10 protein-coding genes are annotated in these 18,603 nt (G+C 44.2%); 7 read left to right on the top strand and 3 right to left on the bottom strand.

What is annotated here, in order from left to right; translation table 11 throughout:
* Positions 1–263: 263 nt before the first annotated feature.
* The 3 genes from KUV50_RS04480 to betB all read right to left on the bottom strand — a co-directional run bounded on the left by KUV50_RS04480 (position 264) and on the right by betB (position 5,070).
* Entirely contained in the window at positions 264–1,868 is a 1,605-nt protein-coding gene (locus KUV50_RS04480) for a sodium:solute symporter family protein (protein WP_222578899.1), read from the bottom strand.
* Positions 1,869–1,913: 45 nt separating this feature from the next.
* On the bottom strand, positions 1,914–3,533 hold the full coding sequence (gene betA / locus KUV50_RS04475; RefSeq protein ID WP_222578898.1) for a choline dehydrogenase: 1,620 nt from the start codon (positions 3,531–3,533) through the stop codon (positions 1,914–1,916).
* Positions 3,534–3,624: 91 nt separating this feature from the next.
* Positions 3,625–5,070 carry a betaine-aldehyde dehydrogenase gene (betB, locus tag KUV50_RS04470; protein ID WP_222578897.1) on the bottom strand — a complete coding sequence of 482 codons (1,446 nt, stop codon included), beginning with the start codon at positions 5,068–5,070 and terminating at the stop codon, positions 3,625–3,627.
* A 156-nt stretch (positions 5,071–5,226) separates the two neighbouring features.
* On the opposite strand from betB, the gene KUV50_RS04465 reads away from it, so the two are divergent.
* From KUV50_RS04465 to KUV50_RS04440, 7 genes are all read left to right on the top strand, one after another.
* Positions 5,227–6,696 (top strand): sodium:solute symporter, encoded by a 1,470-nt coding sequence (locus tag KUV50_RS04465; protein ID WP_222578896.1) that lies wholly within the window; start codon positions 5,227–5,229, stop codon positions 6,694–6,696.
* Positions 6,697–6,708: 12 nt separating this feature from the next.
* Positions 6,709–6,840, top strand: a complete 132-nt coding sequence (locus tag KUV50_RS19355; protein WP_261394984.1) for a hypothetical protein — start codon at positions 6,709–6,711, stop codon at positions 6,838–6,840.
* Between the two features lie 236 nt (positions 6,841–7,076).
* On the top strand, positions 7,077–8,270 hold the full coding sequence (locus KUV50_RS04460; protein ID WP_222578895.1) for an ROK family protein: 1,194 nt from the start codon (positions 7,077–7,079) through the stop codon (positions 8,268–8,270).
* 118 nt (positions 8,271–8,388) lie between these two features.
* Positions 8,389–11,817, top strand: a complete 3,429-nt coding sequence (locus KUV50_RS04455) for a SusC/RagA family TonB-linked outer membrane protein (RefSeq protein ID WP_222578894.1) — start codon at positions 8,389–8,391, stop codon at positions 11,815–11,817.
* Between the two features lie 38 nt (positions 11,818–11,855).
* A complete protein-coding gene (locus KUV50_RS04450; RefSeq protein WP_222578893.1) occupies positions 11,856–13,709 on the top strand; it encodes a SusD/RagB family nutrient-binding outer membrane lipoprotein in 1,854 nt (617 codons plus the stop codon).
* A 363-nt stretch (positions 13,710–14,072) separates the two neighbouring features.
* Complete coding sequence (locus tag KUV50_RS04445) at positions 14,073–15,266, top strand: ROK family protein (RefSeq protein WP_261394995.1); 1,194 nt, start codon at positions 14,073–14,075, stop codon at positions 15,264–15,266.
* Between the two features lie 180 nt (positions 15,267–15,446).
* Positions 15,447–18,602 (top strand): SusC/RagA family TonB-linked outer membrane protein, encoded by a 3,156-nt coding sequence (locus KUV50_RS04440; protein ID WP_410000029.1) that lies wholly within the window; start codon positions 15,447–15,449, stop codon positions 18,600–18,602.
* Position 18,603: the final 1 nt, after the last annotated feature.

The raw sequence follows: 18,603 nt of genomic DNA, 5'->3' as shown, positions 1-18,603 counted from the left end.
ACTAGATAGACTTCAGCGTATTGAATCGGCTGAGGCCTTCTTTCGGTATCTTTAAATTAAGAAAATATTTTGAGAAATAACAATATAAATACTTGGATTAGATCATAGTATCTGTCAGGTTTTTCACTCGCTTCAAACAAACATACCAGTGTCTGGAGACTCGTACAAAATCAATCATTCCGCCTTTTTACACAGTCTCTCAACCAGGGGGAAATGTATTAAATTATTTGGTGCGCTGTAAACTCGTTACTTTGTTCCTGGCACTAATCAGCTATCCTTAAAACCTTCGCCGGATCCAATTTTTGCGTTAACCTCGATACGACAATGATGGTGATCAATCCCGATGCCATGGCCAGTGTTCTAAATGGAAATAAAACTTCCCCATCCTGGATCATGGGGTATTCTATGAGTATGGGGAGGCCTAAGGTCGGATCGCCTCCGCCAAATCGGAGTATAAAAGCGATAGCAAAACCTGCAATAGAACCCATGGTGTTGGCTTTTTTATCGTAAAGAGCCGTAACCAATTGCGGAAACAGTAAGACGTATACGAAATCGCTGCAAAGGAACCACAACGCATATACACTGGTGATGTTTAGCGCTAATATGGTTGCAGTAATACCGATGATCCAGATGCATCGTTTGATGATCATTGTCAATGACTTGTTGGTGATCTTGGGTCTGAACAGAGGCCGGTATATATTCCAGCTGGCCATGGATGAGGCCGATAAAATGGAAGAATCTACAGATGACATGACTGCGGCTGCGACTGCGCCCAGACCGATGGTAGCTATGAATTCGGGAGTGAGGTATCGGATTACATACGGAAGGATAAGCGCTGAATTTTCGGGAGGACCGACTGCACCGAGCGCCTCCCAGGAAGGTACTGCCTGACCAATCACGCCGATCATAACCGGTGGAATCGCGGCCAGGATGCATATTATGCCGGCAAAAACCGATAAACGAACAGCAGTCTTTTCATCTTTTGAAGACAATACCCGTTGGAAATAAACCTGCCACGGAATACCTCCGAAAATGAGCAATAAAGCAAAATCCCACCAATTGTAATAATAATCACCCAATGCGTCTTTTGAGGGGATAATAGAAGCCAATCCATCCATATTCATTTGATATTGATCCCAGGCAAATTCCCAACCGCCCACTTCATGCAGTGCGTAGGGAATCACAATAATCAGGCCGATCGCCAGTAACCCCAGCTGGATCACATCTGTCAATGCCACTGCCCACAGACCACCGATGGCGGTATAAGCAATGGCTATAAACGATGACACGATAATGGCTGTCTGTATATCCAAACCCAAAATGGTCGCAAAAGTAGCGCCCAATGCGGTGAGGATGGCTGCAGTCCAAAATATTTCACCTAATAATGCTGGAAGGAATAAGACAGTCGTCATGCGTTTGCCGAATCTTTGAGCCAGCGGATCCAAAAGGGTCTTGAACCGATGCCGTCTCATTTTTCGTGCAAAAAACAATCCACCTATGATCAAACTAAGACCATAACCCCAGGGTGCCTGGACCCAAATGATACCGTAATTACTATCAAAAGCATACTCGGCAGCTCCATTAATATATCCACCACCCACCCAGGTTGCGCTCATAGTAAATACGCCCATCCACACAGGAATGCCCCTTCCCGCCAGTAGTATCTCATCCGTGCTATTGGTCTTCCGTAAGGTGGCTGCATAGGTTCCCATGTAGAAGATCACCCCATAAAAGAATATCATGGTGATAAAACCGGGCCAAAACACAGGTGAATCTGTAAAGATGTAAAGATAACCTCCTGCTAAAGCCAGGGCTGCCATAAGAAACAAGGTAGGACGGAGGTTGGATAGAATGTCTCGGTTGATCATATTCTTTTAGAGTTGCATTTTAATTGTAGGTGTCACTACATGAGTCTAGACATCTTCTATCGGCGGTAATGTCTGTTTGTTTTGAATGAGATCCGCTGCTTTTTCTGCGATCATCAAAACCGGTGCGTAGATGTTTCCATTGGTGATGTATGGCATGACTGATGCATCCACCACCCGAAGTCCTTCAACTCCGTGTACCCGCAGTTGATCATCCACTACAGCCATATCGTCATGCCCCATTTTGCAGGTGCAGCTGGGGTGATAGGCACTTTCTCCTTCCCGGGCTACCCATTCCAGTATCTCTTCATCCGTCTGAACTTCTTTGCCTGGTGATAGCTCTTCACCTCTGTATTTCTCCATGGCTTTGGTTTCGATGAGCTCACGGGTTTTGCGAATGGCTCTGATCCAGTCCTGACGTTCTTGTTCAGTAGAAAGATAATTAAACAATATGGCCGGTGGCTCATAGGGATCATTGGATCTGATCTTGACATGACCGCGGACATCCGTGTTCATAGGGCCGACATGCAATTGAAACCCATGCCCTTCGGATGGAGCAGATCCATCATAGCGTATGGCCAGTGGTAAAAAATGGTATTGTAAGTCCGGATAAGGCTTTTCCTCACTGCTTTTTATAAATCCTCCTGCTTCAAAATGATTGGTAGCTCCGGGGCCTTTTCGTCGAAAAAGCCAATCAAATCCAATTTTGGGTGCCCGCCACGGACTCAAATTCGGATACTCACTGACTGGTTCTTTGGCTAGCCACTGGACATATACTTCTAGGTGATCTTGGAGGTTTTTGCCCACACCGGGCAAATCGTGAACAACCTCAATTCCATGTTGATGAAGTTCTTTTCCGTCGCCGATGCCTGATAACTGAAGCAATTGGGGTGAATTAATGGCACCTCCGCAAAGCAGGATTTCCTGGTTAGCATAAACTTCTTGTACTTTTCCTCCCTTTTTGTACTCCACACCGATGGCTTTTTTTCCTTCGAAGATCACTTTGTGCACCATGGCTTTCGTCATGACCGTCAGATTTGGACGGTGTTTGACCGGATGAAGGTAGGAACGGGCTGCGCTTCGTCGTCGGCTCTTATATATAGTCTGGTCAAATTTCCCAAAACCTTCTTGTTGCGCCCCATTCACATCATCAGTCAAGGGATATCCTGCTTCCTGTACAGAATCAAAAAATGCCTTGAATAGCGGATTTTTATTTTTCGGGGTAGTCAACTTGAGCGGTCCTTTATCGCCGTGGTATTTGTCCGCTCCAATCAATCGGGTTTCGAGTTTTTTGAAATAGGGCAGGACATGGGCATAATCCCAGTGTTCCAATCCTTTTTCCCGGGCCCATTTATTATAATCCTCTTTATTTCCCCGAATCCAGATCATGCCATTGATGGAACTCGAACCGCCGAGTACTTTCCCTCTGGGTTGGGCGATCCGTCGGCCGTTCATGTATGGTTCCGGTTCAGAAGAATATCCCCAGTTGTAAAATGTTCCCGTGAGTAGAAAACTCAATGCCGCTGGCATATGAATTCTAAAATCAAGAATATAATCCTGGCGACCTGCTTCCAACACCAAAACGGTATTTTCAGGGTTTTCACTCAAACGGTTGGCTAGTACAGATCCGGCAGAGCCACCACCCACGATCACGTAATCATAGTTCATATGTTCTTTTTATTTTTGAAGTTCATTTGTTCCTTTTATACATTGCGATCCCGTGCAATTAGAAAGAGATCATACATGCTAAAGGAAGGAATTAATAAGGGCTGTCTATTTTGTCCATTTCCACGTATACCGTTTTTAGCTGGCTGTACGCATCAAGTGTTACCAGGCCATTTTCTTTTCCAAAGCCAGATTGTTTGTAAGGACCAAAAGGAATTTCAACCGGTGTGACATTGTAATTGTTAATCCAGCACATCCCCGCTTCGAGTTGTTGGACCACCCGATGTGCCCGTTTTAGATCCCGGGTGAAGACTCCTGCGGCCAACCCATAAATGGTATCATTGGCCTTGCGAACCACCTCCGTTTCTTCTGTAAAAGGAAGCACCGTCATGACAGGCCCGAATATTTCTTCTCGGACGATGCAGGCCGATTCATCATCAGTCTCGAAAATAGCAGGAGAAATAAAATATCCGTCCTTACATTCCCCCTGATCGCCTTCAAATCGTTCCCCACCATAGAGCAAAGTGGCTTCCTCTTTGCCCTTGTCGATGTAAGTCAGAACCTTTTCAAAATGCTCCCGGCTAATGAGCGCACCGACCTGGGTTTTTATATCCATGGGATCACCGGTTTTCAGAAGTTTAGTTTTGTCGATGAGTTTTTTAAGAAACTCAGTTTTGATGGATTGCGCCACATAGACTCGGGTCCCGTTCGAACAAATTTCACCCTGGGTGTAAAAATTCGCCAGTAAAGCACCATTTACAGCTTCATCAATATCTGCATCGTCAAAAATAATCAGTGGAGATTTTCCACCCAATTCCAGGGTCACATGTTTCAATGATCCCGCTGCATCAGCCATCACTTTTTTCCCGGTACCTACCTCTCCGGTCAGTGAGACCTTCCGTATATCCGGGTGGCGAGTCAGCAGCTGGCCGACTTCTGCTTCTCCTTGAATAATATTAAACACGCCATCAGGAAGTCCTGCTTCCGAATAAATCTCCGCTAGAAGAACGGCTGACCGGGGTGTCAACTCGGCGGGTTTAAATATCATGGCATTTCCACATGCCAAAGCCGGAGCTGATTTCCAGCAGGCGATCTGTATGGGGTAATTCCATGCACCGATGCCCGCACAGATACCCAGGGGTTCCCTTCGGGTGTATGCGAAGCTGGCGCCCAGGTCATAATGTTCGCCGTGAAGACTGGCAGCAATTCCACCATAATACTCCAGGGCATCAGCTCCCGAATGAATATCTACTTCGAGTGCTTCTGAAATAGGTTTCCCTGTATCTTCCACCTCAATTCGGGCAATTTCATCATTTTTTGATCGCAACAGTTCGGCTGCTTTTCTCAAAATACGGCCCCGTTCGGTGGGTGACATGGCGGACCAGATCCGAAAGCCCGACTTTGCTGATTCTATGGCTTTTTGAACGTCATCTTCCGATGCAGTTTGAATAGTACCGATTATTTGGCCATTGGCTGGATTGATATTCTCAATAGAATGATTAGATGTGCCGGTTTGTCGCTGGCCATTGTAATAGAGCATAGTTTGGATTTGGATTATTTAGAATACAGGTATATAAACCGCAAATATAAGAAATTTTATAGCGGGGCAGAAATCGAGAGAAGCCCTCTTTTTCATTATTATTCCTATATTTAGTCCGCTAAAATTGCCGGTGAGTTAAATACGAATATCCCCCTTATGACCAACTTCAACTTTTTTATTGACGGCGCTATAGTATTGATTTATTTGGCTGGAACGGTAACGGTCGGGTTGTGGGCCCGAAAGTATGTGCGTAACGTCACGGATTTCCTCGTAGCCGGCCGGAGCGTCAATGTTTATTTGGGTATAGCCTCATTGGCTGCCACAGAATTTGGTATTGCTACGTTTATGGCCAATGCAGAACTGGGGTTCAAATATGGGTTTGCCGGAACCACTCCGGGCGTGACGACGGCGATAGCTATGTTCATCGTCGGGTGGACAGGCTTTTGTATTAAGCCTCTCCGTGATCAGGAAGTGATTACACTGCCTGAATTATTCAACGTGAAATTTGGCACCAAAGTTCGGTGGGCGAGCGGGGTGGTTATCGTATTGGGTGGATTGCTCAATATGGGGGTTTTTCTGCGCATGGGTGGTAATTTTCTGACGGTCGTCTGTGGATTTGATATGGTTTATTTGGAATTGGTGATGACAGTCATCCTGCTGGGAGTGGCACTCTATACCATATTAGGGGGGATGATCTCAGTTTTTATAACAGATTACATTCAGTTTGTGATCATGAGTATCGGCTTGACCATGGTGGTCATTTTACTGTTGGTCCAGTTTGGGTGGTCGGATCTCCTACATACCTTGGATACGGTCCGAGGTCCCGCTGCTTACAATCCGTTTTTGGGCGATACGTATGGGGTCGATCGAATTTTCCTGGATATCTTTTTGGCATTTGCTTCTGTGATGACCTGGCAGACGACACTTTCCAGAGCATTATCGGCCCGAAATACCAAAACGGCCATGAATATTTACAAAGGGACGGCTCCGTTCTTTTTGGTTCGGTTTATCCTGCCGGCATTGATTGGCATTGCGGCCCTTCATTATTTTGGTACGGACCGATTTAGTGGTTCGGAAGCGATCATGGCGATGCCGCACTTCCTGGCTGCGATACTACCTGTGGGGCTCATCGGGATTATGGTAGCAGCTATGCTGGCAGCCGATATGTCGACCAACTCCTCGTATATGATTGCCTGGAGCTCGGTGATCTACAATGATATTATGAAACCGATTCACAAGGGTTTGTGGTCGGACCGGAAAGGCTTGCTGTGGAATCGGGTCTTGATTGGTTTGATTGGAATATTTTTACTACTATATGGTCTTTGGTATCCGTTGAAAGGTGACTTGTGGGTTTATCTGCAGGTAACAGGGACGATTTATTTATCCAGTATGAGTGTGTTACTGATCGCTGCTTGTTATTGGAAAAAAGCCAACAACTGGGGGGCCGTTGCAGCTATTATCACCGGATGTGTGATTCCATTGTCGTACCTGATTTTTAAAGAAGTAGAGGCTACCCGGGGTTTGTTTGAATCCATCGGGCCCTATAAATTTGGTGTGGCCACTTACATCGCAACGGCTGTTATGATGTGGTTTGGTTCAAACCTGAAATTTTACATGGAAAAATAAAAGTCAATTAATATGAATCATTGGATTTGGACACTCATCGTAATTTTAGTTGTGATCTGGTATATCGTGGTGACCGCCATAGTCACAATACGGGGTGGTAAAGACATTCGTACTATGATTCAAGAGTGGCAAAAAGAGAAATAATTCTTTTCATATCCTTAACGATCTGTTGGGGAGGTGTCTTTTTAGTTAGTTTAACTACATATTGAATTTCTTGCAGTTAAGTAACCGGTAATCAGCATATTATATAAATTGCTGGTGCATGCAATGATATTTTCTTTTCAATTTCTTATCTAAATTCTTTAGAAGATAGTAAATAATTTAAAAACTATTTTTTAGGTTTGTGAAGGAAATGGTAAAAAGCCATCTAACTCGCTCTGATGAATTTAGATAATAAGTACAAAGTCCAATTAATAAAAAACATGTATGGTTGTGATCATTTGTCTGTTGCGGAGTTAAGTAAAAAAATTAAAAAGAGTATTCCTTTTACCAGTTCGTTAATTAGTGAAATGATCGAAGACGAAGTTCTGGAGGAATGTGGTCTCGCTAAATCCAACGGAGGACGCCGACCTCAGTTGTATGCCATCAAAGACAACAACTTTTATACAGTGGGTGTGGCCGTGAATCAGATTAAAGCAACTCTGGCAGTTTTTGATCTCAATGGAAATCAGATCATCGGTCCCATTTCCCGAAACATTCGCCTGTCCAAAACAGGAGAAGATCTCGTAGAACTTGGAGAATTTATATCAGAATCCATCGTAGAAAGTGACCTTGATCGAGAAAAAATCTTGGGTGTAGGAATTGGTATGCCGGGTTTTATCGATTCTATAAAGGGAGTGAACCATACTTTTCTGGATAGTGGTACTTCCTCGATTGTCTCCTATCTGGAAGATGTGCTGGGTTTTTCCGTTTTTATTGATAATGATTCATCACTCATCGGGCTGGCCGAATTAAAACAAGGGTGTGCTAAAGGTCATCCCAATGCGCTTGTGGTAAATATAGGATGGGGTATTGGTCTCGGTGTGGTGATCGCTGAGCGGGTGTTTCGCGGAGAAAAAGGATTTGCCGGTGAATTTAGTCACATCCCGTTATTTGATAATAATAAAATATGCAGCTGCGGTAAATTGGGTTGCCTGGAAACGGAAAGCTCATTATATGTTTTGTTGGATGCAGCAAGAGAAGGCCTGACAGACGGAGCATATACCTCCTTACCCGACCGTTTACCGGAAGATCCCACTGAGGCCGTGGGGTTGATATTTGAGGCGATGAAGCAGGGCGATACTTTTTCTATCGGTTTGCTTCGACAAGTGGGACAAAATCTGGGACGGGGGATATCTATTCTTATACACCTGTTTAATCCCGGATTGATTGTGTTAAGTGGAATGGGCTCGTCGCCTGGTAGATATTGGTTACCTCCAGTTCAGCAAGCAATAAATGAACACAGTATTGGAAAATTGGCTGAAAAGATCGAATTGAAAATTTCTAGACTCGGACCGGCTGCAGAATTGGTGGGTGCAGCAGCCCTGGTGGTTGACCGGTTGGAAGAAGTACAAGTTCTAGAGCGCGTCAATTAAAGAACGAAACAACAACCTTTGTCAAATAAAAGCTGACTGGTACCCGGTTTTAGGTTTTTTAGATTTGGCATGGTTGTCATTGAACAGAAATATTTTTTACTAACTCAATCTCTTTATTATGAAAATAGTACATATTTTACGGAGTGAGAATTCACCGCTTTCGTCGATTCAACGCGAAAGGTGTACCGGATTTATCACGTTATTCCTTCTATTGCTATTCGCCACTGGAGTGAATGCCCAAACGGTATCCGGAACGATAACGGACGCCGAAAATGGAGAAGCTATTATCGGAGCTACAGTACTGGAAAAAGGTTCTGAAAACAACGGGACCACCACGGATTTTGATGGAAAATTTAGCCTGACCCTACAAACTGAGGATCCTGTTCTGCAGGTGAGTTACGTGGGGTATCAGCCCCAAGAAGTGGCTTATACAGGCCAGGAGAATCTGACAATTCAATTGAATCCTGGGTTGTTATTTGATGAAGTAGTGGTCACTGCTTTGGGGATCAAGCGGGAAACCAAACGACTGGGCTACGCTGTGACAGAACTCAAAGGAGAGGACATCGCGATGCTGAATACCGTTAATCCGGTGGAAGCGCTTCAAGGGAAGTCTGCCGGACTGAGTATTGGATCTTCCGATGGGGGTTTGTTCGGAAATAATAAAATACAACTCCGTGGAGTCTCTGTGTTAAATTCGAACAACAATCAGCCCATATTTGTAATTGACGGTGTCATCGTTGAAGCAGGCATATCCAATGCCAGCGCTGATTGGGCTGGAAATGCGAATGATTTTGGCAGTATACTTAAAAATCTGAATCCGGACAATATTGAATCCGTCTCTGTATTAAAAGGAGCTGCTGCTACTGCATTGTATGGATCTCGGGGAATCAATGGAGCTATCGTCATAAAGAATAAGGACGGGAAAGGGCAAGAGGGACTTGGTGTGAATTTTTCACAATCTTTGGGCATTACCGATGTCTATGCGCAGCCGGATCTGCAATATGAGTACGGTCCGGGTACCTTGGCTGGTTATATTGGGTATGGCGAGAAAGATGCGGATGGAAATTATTATCGATTTGATATAAATCAGGTGAGTACCAGGGAAGTGAATGGTCAGCAAATGATGTCAAAAATAGGCTACCCAACGACATTGGGGTGGGGGCCCAAATTTGATGGTCGTCCCATCGAAGATTATGATCGGGAGATTCGGACTTATTCACCGTTTCCGGGCAATATGGTCGATGCTTATGACACCGGGCTGAATTCCAATACGGCTTTGGGACTGAGTGGGGCCAACGACCGGGGAAGTTTTTATCTATCCAATTCCTACAACACCCGCACCGGCGTGATGCCTACGAATAAATTTACTCGAAACTCCCTCTTGTTTAAGGGATCTTTTAACTTTTCTTCCTGGTTAACAGCGGATGCATCGGTAGCTTATACGACTTCCAGCGCAACAAATCCAGGAAACGACTTGTCCGGAAGTTTTGCAACAGGAAGCTGGCGCGCCTGGTATGATACCGAACGATGGAGCCAGCAGGAGGTTTATCAGGCGCCCCATGGTGGGACCCCGCAAAGCAGTTACGGGGATAAATATGCCAATGTGCCTGGTAATGGAACCTGGTTCAGGTATAACTTGTGGGATGCAACCAGAAAAGAACAAGTGATCCGACCTATCGTACGACTTACGGCCCAGTTGGCTGATTGGATTTCGGTTTACGCTGAAGGAAATATGAACGACTATTCGGTATTTTATGAAAATCAACAGTTGGGAACTGGGTATGCCATGGATGGTGGATTTTATGAATTGAGAAATGATGGCGATCGAACACGTACGGGAAAACTGGTCGCTAACCTGAATAAGGATTGGACAAACCTGACAACCAATGTCATCGTAGGAGGGGAAATGTGGGATCAGCAAAATCAATATACCCGAACCTGGACTGATGGAGGATTAATCGTCCCCGGACGATTTTATATTGGAAACTCCAAGAAAACACCCCGGACCAGTGCAGCTATTAATGGTACAAAACAAATCAATTCACTGTATTTCTTAGGAAGTCTGGGCTGGAAAAACCAACTATACCTTGATGTCACCGGAAGAAATGACTGGAGCTCAGCACTGGTGTATTCTGATGGCTCGGGGAATTATTCCTATTTCTATCCATCAGTGAGTGCTTCCTGGATACTTTCGGAAACCTTTGATTTACCTTCATTTATTTCATTTGGTAAGTTTAGAGCTTCCTGGGCGCAGGTTGGAAACGATACGAATCCATATACGATCAACAAAGGGTATGGTTTGGGATCTTATGAACTTGCAGGGGGTAATTTTATATACACCAATACAAAATCAACGACTTTGGTCGATCCAAATATCAAACCTGAGCGTAAAAACAGCATGGAGGTTGGGCTTGACTTTAGATTGTTTACAGGGCGAATCAATGCGGATATTGCTTATTACAACGAGTCTATTACGAATCAGATCGGAAGCATACCCATTCCATCATCAACTGGTTTTGGCAGTATGTTTACGAATATCGGTACGTTGAGCAATAAGGGGTTTGAGCTGTCGCTGAAAGTGATTCCAGTGCAAGTCAGGGATTTTCAATGGGAATCCACATTTAATTATTGGAACAATACCACCACAGTGTCGGAGCTTCGAGATGAAGTGGGAGAGTATAAACGGTTAGGTGGAGATATTGCTTACGGTAATTTTAGAGTAGGTTCAGTGGCTTTTGAAGATGGAGAATATGGTGTGCTATATTCAGATACAAAACCGTTGGAAGACGGGAATGGGAATAAGGTTTTGACCTGGAAGGACGATCGCAGAGGCGCGCATTATACAAGGAGTTATGAGGCACAAGAAGTTGGTAAAATCAATCCTGACTTTGAAGGGTCCTGGGGGAATACATTTTCGTATAAAAACCTGAGTGTTTCTGTTCTGCTAGATGCCCGGTTTGGTGGACATATTGCTTCGTATTCGAACAAATATGGAACGGCTTACGGGTATTTGGAGAGCTCGTTGACTGCTCGTGATGAAGCCCACGGTGGAATCACGTGGACCAGCGAATATGAGGACACGAAAGGTCAGACCTTCCATGACGGCTTGATTCCCGAAGGGGTGTTTGCGGCCGACCAGGTGGTTACAGCCCCGGATGGAGAGCAGGTTAATGTAGGGGGGATGACCTATCAGGAAGCATACGATGCAGGGTATGTAGAGCCTACGCACGCTAGCCTTTACACCTATTTTAACAGCGCATGGAGTAGTGGGGTCATTAATGACAACTGGTTCAATGAAGTGAAATACATCGCATTGCGAAATGTTTCTGTTGGGTATAACCTGCCCAAATCGTTCGCTCAGAAAATAAAAGCCCAGAACATGTATTTGGCATTTACGGGTAGAAACCTGGGATATTTACTCAATTCCTTGCCGAACAACCTGAATCCGGAAAGTTTTCGGGGGACGTCAAGTAATGCTTCATTCCGTGAGCGTTCTTTTATGCCCTATACGGCAAACTATACTTTTACGCTGAACATTGATTTTTAATCTAGAATTCACTTTTAATTGATCATAAATAGTAAATTATGAAAACGATATATAAATTGATAATAGCCCTCGTTCTGGTATCAGCCTGGAGCTGTGACCGGGATAAGTTTGCAGAACTCAACAGCAATCCATCGACCTTGTCTGACCCGGATTTACGGTATTCTGTGACCAAGGCGATCGAACAAATGTATAATAATGATTATACAAATTGGTTCTATTCCAACTTTCAATACATCTATCCCTGGACTCAGGTCACTACAGTCCAAGGGGGAAATAATGCTGATTTTAATTTAATGGGACCTTATGGGTCGCAAGGGCTTTATGGCGCATTGTTTCCCCAAACAGTCGATGTGCGAATGCGAATAGAGGCTATGTCGGAGGAAGAGCAGGCTGCCCGGCAGGCTTTGAAAGCCATCACTTATCCCATACAGATTGCTCCGGCTATCGTGAACACAGATCTGACCGGATCACTGGTATATTCGGAGGCAGGCTTGGCGCCCTATACGAACCCGCCGTTGTTAACCCCTGAAATTGATAATCAAGAGGAACTTTTCAATACCTGGTTGAGTGAACTGGATGCAGCTATTGAATCACTGAGAAATTCAGAGGATCAAATTACCTTGGGCAGGCAGGACTTTATTTACGAGGGCGACTATGAAAAGTGGGCAAAATTCAGCAATTTGCTCAAATTGAAAATAGCAGCCCGATTGGTGAATAAAAATCAAAGTAAGGCACTCGAAATAGCAGAACAGGTTGCCAATTCCCCGGTGGGGTATATGGATGCTTTAGCTGATGATTTTATTTATCATCGGGGAATAAAATACCATGGGACCGGTAATGGGATGTGGATCGGTTATGGTGGTCAAAATTTAATCGATTTTCTGGTGGCTAATAAGGATCCACGGTTACGGTTTACCTTTAATAAAAACCATTTTAACGGCGAAGTGGTCCAGGCATTTATTGATGCAGAACAACCACTGCCCCCCTTCATAGAGCCATTGGTCGATTTTGATGAAAATGGAAATTTTGCCGGCTGGAATGAACCCGGAGAGCCCTGGGTTCGGTATCATGGTGCACCTGTTTCGCCAGATGAGACTTTGGACCCAGCTAATGATATTTACTTTAATCAGACTGCTTATAATAAAATAGCAGCTAATGGGGTCGAGAAAACGTATTCATCCACCTCGCTTTATCACGAAAAACTGACGCGTACGCTCTATAACTATACCTACCCAACCAAACCAGGCGGACGGATTATTGAGTTAAAAGACAATGACCCGCCTTTGCATGTTATCCTCGGGAGTGCTGCAGAAACTAATTTGTATTTAGCTGAATTTAAGCTAATGGGAGCCAATCTGCCAAAAAGTGCCCAAGAATATTTTAACCGGGGGGTGGAATTATCAGTGAAACGAGCGGATTTATTGGCTGAAAATAACGAGACGCCGTACTACTTTTCCGATCCGGTATACACCGATCCCGATCAGGCCGAAGCAGCATCCACTCATTTGAGGGATGGTGAAATAGAAGCACTGATTAGTCAGCCTGCTTATGATCTGAGTACGGATGGACTGGAAAAGGTTTATATCCAACAATACATCAATTTTATGAATACTCCTCAAGATCTTTGGACCACTGTTCGTCGTTCCGGTGTTCCCATGAAGGAAAGCGAATATCTGTCCTGGGAAACTTTCACCTCATCAGGCACGGAAATGCCGATACCACGCCGGTTTACTGTCGGAACACCAACACCGGATGATTTGAATTATGAGAATGCGCTGGAGGCTGTGCAAGAACAAGGATTTACCACAGGTGATCCCAATCCACAGATTTTAAATGCAGAGCGTCTATGGTTTGATCAATCTAATCCGGAGTACGGAGCAGGACCTAAATAGTAGCGAAAGTAGTATTCATATTTCACGATGATTACTACTTCTTGATTCTGTTATTTTTAGACATAGAAAATCTGAACGACCTTATGAGTCCGTTCAGATTTTTTTTGAAGGTATTGGACTTCTTGACACATGGTAACTACTTGCGCCCATGATTAGCGCGATCAGATCGTTGATCGTTAGCATCCCACTGGATAATCTCTTCTGGTTCTACGTAAGATCTAAACCAACTTTTGGCCTTATAAAATCAACCTGAGTACGTCCTGCGAGGCCATTCATTTTAAAAAAAAACACTGACATATTAAATAAATTAAAAAGTAATCAATACATTTGTGAAGTGCTTCATCTACAAAGGGCATTGTGAAAATGATTTTAGAAAACAAATTCAAAATTAAACTGATAAAGCAACTCTACGGTCGGGAGCAATTACCTGTCTCCGATCTGAGTAAAGGAATTCGTAAAAGTATTCCCTTTACCAGTGCTTTGGTCAATGAAATGGTGGAGGAGGAAATCCTTGAAGAACGAGGCCTTGCCAAATCCAAAGGAGGACGTCGTCCACAGTTGTATTCCATTAAAGAAAAAATATACTATACCATTGGTGTAGCAGTGAACCAGATCAGTACGACTTTTAGCATTTTTGATTTAAAGGGCAACCAGGTCTTGGAAAGTAAATCCAAAAATATCCTTCTGTCAAAAACCGGTGAAGATCTGATTGCTCTGGGAACCTTTGTTTCTAAGTGCATCAAAGACACGGGAATTGATAAAAGTCGAATATTGGGGGTAGGTATTGGCATGCCCGGATTTGTGGATGTAAAGGAGGGGATCAATCACAGTTTTTTAAAGAGCAATCACTCTGATATAGTAGGTTATCTGGAAAGCATCCTGGAATTGCCTGTTTTTATTGACAATGACTCCTCATTGATCGGACTGGCAGAACTGCGGCAGGGGTGGGGGCGGGATCGTGAGAACACGCTGGTTATCAATATTGGATGGGGGGTTGGGCTTGGTGTGATTGTTTCCCAAAAAGTATTTCGGGGTGAAAATGGCTTCGCAGGTGAATTCAGTCATATTCCTTTGTTTGAAAATAACAAGGTCTGTAGTTGTGGAAAACGGGGTTGTCTGGAAACAGAAACCTCTTTGTATGTTCTTATCGAAAAAGCAAAGGAAGGGTTGGCAGATGGTGTATATACCATCTTGCCCAATCAATTACCTGATGACAGAACCGATGCTGTGAAGTTAATCTTTAACGCTATTCAACAAGGAGATTCTTTTGCCGTAGGCTTGTTGAAGCATTTGGGCCATAATCTTGGTCGAGGCATTTCCACGTTGGTTCATCTGTTTAATCCGGGGCTCATCGTGCTAAGCGGGCTGGGAGCTATTCCCGGTAAATTTTGGTTGCCACCGGTCCAGCAGGGAATCTATGAGCACAGTATTGGCAAATTAGCAGAAAACACCGTGCTTAAAATCTCTGAGCTGGGAGCTGCTGCCGAGTTAGTCGGAGCAGCAGCCCTTGTGATTGAACGATTGGAGGAAGTTACCCCCGGTGTCGTAAGCAAATAGTTGTTTTAACCTCAAATCCATAAATTATGAAAATAGTAGTATCGAGAATTGAAAAACTACCGCCTGGTAATTTGTCATATAAAATGGTTATAAAAAAGTATAAGTTTCGATTTTAAAAACCACCTATTAAACCTAAATGAATTTATTTACTAAAAAAATCACCAAATGAAAAAACTTGTAATGTTGAAAATGAGACTTAACCCAGACCAGCCGTTGCTGGCCATGGGGGTGCTCAGTTTCTTTCTGATGATCTCGGCATTCACCGGACCCGGTGCGTATGCTCAGAATATCCAGGGAATAATCTCAGATGCGGAAAATGGAGACCCCATTATCGGGGCAACCGTATTGGAGTTAGATACAGAGAACAACGGGACCACCACGGACTTCGACGGGAAGTTCCAATTGGAAGCCCAGACCGATAACCCTGTGCTCGTGGTGTCCTATGTCGGGTATCAATCTGTGGAAGTCCCTTATAATGGCGAAGAATTACTTGAAATTCAATTATCCGGTGGTCTGGCTTTGAATGAGATTGTAGTGACTGCGCTCGGTATCAAACGGGAAAAGAAGGCACTGGGATATGCCGTGCAGGAAATTGGCGGCCCCTCCCTGGTTGTCGCACGTGAAAATAATATAGCGAACGCCATCTCCGGTAAAATTGCCGGCCTGCAAGTCGTTCGTGGAAGTAATGGTCCGGCAGGATCTTCAAAAATTGTGCTCCGGGGGAACAACTCTCTGACCGGAGATAATCAACCTTTGATTGTAATTGACGGGGTTCCTATGGACAACTTTACGGGAGCCTCCAACAATGACTTTTGGAACCCTTCGACGGATATGGGGAACGGATTGGGTGATCTCAATCCGGAAAACATAGAATCCATGTCCGTCCTGAAAGGAGCCTCAGCAGCAGCTTTATATGGATCTCGGGCTGGAAACGGAGTGATCCTGATTACCACCAAAACCGGTAAAGCTCAGGATGGCTTGGGAATTACGTATTCCGGTACACTTGGCTCATCGTCCATGTTTATGAAGCCCGAAATCCAAAGTGTGTTTGGACAAGGAAATAACGGAATCTACAACAACCTTTCCAGTCAAAGTTGGGGACCGGAGATTGCCGGACAAAGCATCGAACTATGGGATGGTTCTACAGGGAAGATGGAAGCGCATGAGAACCTCGAAAATTATTTTGGATCCGGTACAAGCTGGAATCACAGTCTTTCATTCCAGCAACAAATGAATGAAGCAACATCTTTGTTTTCATCCATTAATTACCTGTCTGATAATAGTATGATTCCAGGTGCTACTTTGGACAGACTCAATCTGATGACTCGTTCCGTGTCCAACTTTGGTCGCGATGACAGCTGGACAACAGACGTCAAAGTGCAGTATATCAAATCCACCGCAAACAACAGACCACTAAATGGTGTCAATATATCCAATTCATTTGCCACGATGTACTTGCTTCCCAGGTCCATTGATGTGACGTCTTTCAGTGAAGGAAGCGATGAATTTGGGAATATGATCTGGTATCTGCCATCGAATGCTGTCAATCCATATTGGAATTCTAGAAACAATCTGAATTCAGATACCCGCGACCGGTTTATGGTCAATGGATCAGTCAAAAATCAACTGACGGACTGGATGTATGCTGAAATACGGGCTGGTTTTGACCTTTATAATACAAATACAGAATCGAAATTATACGGAGGAAGCCCGCTGGCTACGACTGGAAGATACAGTCTTGGATCGAATTCCTTTACGGAAGGAAACTACAGTGCCTTGCTTTCTGCCTCAAAAGATAATATTTTGGGGAACCTGGGAGGGACGATTAATCTGGGTGGAAACCTGATGCATCAGACCCACAAGAGTCTGAGCTCGAACTCCGGGCTGTTGGTCGTGCCGAATTTATTTTCACTGAACAACGGTGAAGATAATCCGACAGTAGGTCAGGGGTTCAGTGAACGAAAACTGAATTCACTCTACGGTACTGTTCAGTTTAATTACGGAGGATATCTTTTCCTGGATGTTACAGGGCGAAATGACTGGTCTTCCACACTGAGTAAAGAGAACCGATCTTTCTTTTATCCCTCGGTCAGTACCTCCTGGGTATTCACAGACATGATTGAAGCGAATGGTGGAAATGTGCCCAATTGGTTGATGTTTGGTAAGATCCGTGCATCCTATGCAGAAGTAGGGAACGATTTGCCAGCATACCAGTTGTACAATTACTATTCCATTGGCAATGACCCGAATGGGAATACCACAGCCTCTAAAAACAATGTCTTGTTTAACCCGGATGTGAAAAGTGAGTTAATCAAATCATGGGAGGTCGGGATTGACGCCCGAATGTTTGAAAACAGATTGGGAATTGACTTTTCTTATTACAAATCCAATGCGACCCGTCAACTGATTAATATTCCATTGAACCCGTTGAGTGGCTACAATTCCAAAAAGGTCAATGCGGGTAATATCGAGAACAAAGGGGTAGAACTGACCATTAATGGTACGATCATCGAAAATACAAATGGTTTCAACTGGGATATGAGTTTGAACTATGCCAAGAACATTAATACAGTTGTGGAATTAACAGAAGACGTGACCCAGTACGGTTTGGGCGGTTTTGATAATATATCCATACTGGCTGTTTCCGGACAACCTTATGGTGAGATCTGGGGTACAGAATTTAAGCGAGTGGAAGATGAATCAAGTCCTCATTTTGGTCAGATCATTGTGGATGATGAAGGGATCCCATTGAGTAATCCGGATAAGGTGCGATTGGGTAATCAGCAGCCGGATGCGCTGGTTGGATTCAACAATACCTTTACCTACAAGAATATATCTTTGAGTATGTTGATCGACGGACGTTTCGGTGGTGAGATTTTTTCCGGAACCAACCGGGCGTTGCAACAAGCCGGGAATGCCGCTGCAACCGTAGTGAATGGTGCCCGCGCGGATATCATATACGATGGCGTAGTGGAGAATGAAGGAGGTGGATATTCTGTAAATTCCACACCGGTATCGCCCGAAATTTACTGGACGACATTGTCTGAGCGAAGCGGCAACCTGGGTATCACCGAGAATAACATCTATGATGCCAGCAATATCCGTATCCGGACCTTGCAGTTGAACTACAGCTTTCCACGAACCTTGATTCAGAATACTGGTATGCAGAAATTGCAAATCGGTGCCTCTATGAACAATGTCGCCATGCTTTCAAGTCATCTGAAAGGTGTCGATCCAGAGTCAGTGTATGCTACAGCTACCAATGCTGTTGGTTTTGAGAACCTGTCATCACCGACTTCACGAAGTGTATTTTTTAACTTAGTAGTAGGATTCTAAA

Source organism: Membranihabitans marinus, assembly GCF_019802045.1.
GTDB lineage: Bacteria > Bacteroidota > Bacteroidia > Chitinophagales > Saprospiraceae > Membranihabitans > Membranihabitans marinus_A.
Note: the sequence above shows the minus strand (reverse complement) of the source record. Positions and strands in the feature narration are given on the sequence as shown.

Bases quoted from the DNA above. Each gene is read 5' to 3' on its own strand.
- KUV50_RS04480 (WP_222578899.1), bottom strand. From the start codon at position 1,868: ATGATCAACCGAGACATTCTATCCAACCTCCGTCCTACCTTGTTTCTT.
- betA (WP_222578898.1), bottom strand. From the start codon at position 3,533: ATGAACTATGATTACGTGATCGTGGGTGGTGGCTCTGCCGGATCTGTA.
- betB (WP_222578897.1), bottom strand. From the start codon at position 5,070: ATGCTCTATTACAATGGCCAGCGACAAACCGGCACATCTAATCATTCT.
- KUV50_RS04465 (WP_222578896.1), top strand. From the start codon at position 5,227: ATGACCAACTTCAACTTTTTTATTGACGGCGCTATAGTATTGATTTAT.
- KUV50_RS19355 (WP_261394984.1), top strand. From the start codon at position 6,709: ATGAATCATTGGATTTGGACACTCATCGTAATTTTAGTTGTGATCTGG.
- KUV50_RS04460 (WP_222578895.1), top strand. From the start codon at position 7,077: ATGAATTTAGATAATAAGTACAAAGTCCAATTAATAAAAAACATGTAT.
- KUV50_RS04455 (WP_222578894.1), top strand. From the start codon at position 8,389: ATGAAAATAGTACATATTTTACGGAGTGAGAATTCACCGCTTTCGTCG.
- KUV50_RS04450 (WP_222578893.1), top strand. From the start codon at position 11,856: ATGAAAACGATATATAAATTGATAATAGCCCTCGTTCTGGTATCAGCC.
- KUV50_RS04445 (WP_261394995.1), top strand. From the start codon at position 14,073: ATGATTTTAGAAAACAAATTCAAAATTAAACTGATAAAGCAACTCTAC.
- KUV50_RS04440 (WP_410000029.1), top strand. From the start codon at position 15,447: ATGTTGAAAATGAGACTTAACCCAGACCAGCCGTTGCTGGCCATGGGG.